This is a genomic window from Brasilonema angustatum, assembly GCF_059505445.1.
The window spans coordinates 1-2,226 of record NZ_JCACKO010000128.1 but is presented as its reverse complement, the minus strand read 5'-3'; the positions used below and the strand labels follow the sequence as shown (position 1 = coordinate 2,226).

The 2,226-nt window shown below is 45.2% G+C and carries 1 protein-coding gene; it reads left to right on the top strand.

From position 1 onward, the window contains the following. Positions 1–562 precede the first annotated feature (562 nt). A complete protein-coding gene (locus AC5JM2_RS21880; protein ID WP_495836939.1) occupies positions 563–2,137 on the top strand; it encodes a group II intron reverse transcriptase/maturase in 1,575 nt (524 codons plus the stop codon). Positions 2,138–2,226 lie beyond the last annotated feature (89 nt).

Below are 2,226 nucleotides of genomic sequence, written 5' to 3'. Positions count from 1 at the left end.
CTGTGCGATTCGTTGTGAAGTGAATCACGGTAACCAGCCCGTAAATAACCTCACCAACCCGGCAGCAGATTACTGCCAACAAAAGGTTGAACTCTCGGTCTGATACGGGTGAAAGTCCCGTCTACCAGACTCAGGTATGACTCCCTACCTGCCCACATTGACCGAACTCGGTTTTCGGAGGATGAAGCTGGGAACAGGGCGCAACCAGACGTTCGTTGCGGAACGACACTGGCGCTAACGGGGAGTTCCTATGATGAAACTGAGCCTAAAAAAGCAACCAAAGCTTAAGCGGGGCGCAACATAAAATCCCCCGACTTCATTGGAGCTAATTCCCGCCGTGTCATAGGCGTAATAACGGTAAGAGTCCAGGGAATCCAATGGTTGAAATGGCTACATCTAACGGAACTAACAATCTACCGAGGGAACGAATAAAAACGAACTGAGGGTCAAGGGAACGGTCGAACCCCAAGTAGGCTAGACGAGAAGCGGAATTCCCTCAATTCGGGTAGGACAGACCGTAATTGGTCTGAGGTGTTCAGAAAGCAATCATTAGGAGTAGAGCATGATTGGGCACAGTGACGACACTAGTGAATCTTGGGACAAATTACCCTGGAAGCAATTCCGACGTAATCTGTTTCGCCTACAAGCAAGGTTGTATAAAGCAGTTAAAGCAGGAGACATGCGGAAAGCGCGGGGACTCCAAAAACTGATTCTGAAATCCAAGACTGCACGATTACTGGCTATCAGACAAGTAACTCAGCTAAATGCTGGCAAGAAGACTGCGGGTATAGATGGCAAAGCGTCCCTAAATTTTAAGGAACGCCTAGCACTTGAGGAATTCCTCAAGTCCAACAGTAATAAGTGGCATCATAACAAATTACGGGAAATCCCAATACCCAAAAAAGACGGAACTTTCCGAATCTTAAAAGTCCCTACTATGGCAGACAGAGCATGGCAGTGCCTTGCAAAATATGCCCTAGAGCCAGCACATGAAGCAACCTTCCACGCTAAAAGCTATGGATTCAGAGCAGGACGTTCTGCGCACGATGCCCAGAAACAAGTGTTCAATAATCTAAGCTCCCACGCCAACGGAATAAATAAGAGAGTTATAGAACTCGATATTGAGAAATGCTTCGACAGGATAAGCCACACAACTATCATGAATAATCTGATAGCACCAAAAGGTTTGAAGATCGGTATCTTCCGATGCCTCAAAGCAGGATTACACCCTGACTTTCCTGAACAAGGAACCCCTCAAGGTGGTGTGGTAAGCCCATTATTAGCTAACATTGCGCTTAATGGAATCGAAAGTATACATAGATGTCATGTGGACAATAGGTACAAATTAACGCCAAAAACTCCACTGAAATACATCATGGAGCCATCCATCCGCTATGCAGATGACATGGTTATCATACTAAGACCAGAAGACGACGCAAACGAGATACTTGAAAGAATAAACCAATTCCTTGCAGAGAGAGGGATGAATGTCAGTGAAAAGAAAACAAAGATAACCGCAGCGACAGATGGCTTTGATTTCCTTGGCTGGAACTTCAAAGTTCAAAGCAACGGAAAGTTCAGAAGTGCCCCTTCAGTGGATAACTTCAAAGCATTCCGTAAGAAAGTAAAAGCTATCGTCAACTGTTCTAACTATGGTTCCGAAGTCAAAGCTGAGAAATTAGCCCCCTTGGTTAGAGGATGGAGGAATTATCACAGGTTCTGTAAGATGGATGGCTCGCGAAACTCGCTGTGGTTCATTCAGAAAAGAACTTTGGATAAGTTCAACAAGGAAAACAGAAATGACCGCTATTCAAGTAAAACTTTGGTAGATAAGGCATTTCCAAAAGTTCCTTACTCCGAAAACGGATTTATCAACGTCCAAGGTGAGAAATCACCACTCGACGGAGATATAACGTACTGGAGCGAGCGTAACAGTAAGCTCTACAGCGGCGAAACCTCTAAAGCTTTAAAACGGCAAAACCATAAATGTGGTCATTGCGGTATGAAGATGTTACCAGGTGAAAAAGTTCACCTACATCATGTAGATGGTAACCATCAAAACTGGAAAACTAAAAACCTCCTAGCCGTACATGAAAGTTGTCACGACTATATCCACATGAGCAAGGGGAAACCCTAGAACATCGGGAGCCGGATGCACCGAAAGGGGCATGTCCGGATCTAACAGAGAGGGACGGAGGATAATACCTCCTCTCGACTCTACCTAGT

What these genes read in the sequence shown, in the direction of transcription:
- AC5JM2_RS21880 (WP_495836939.1), top strand. Translation starts at nt 563, where the DNA reads ATGATTGGGCACAGTGACGACACTAGTGAATCTTGGGACAAATTACCC.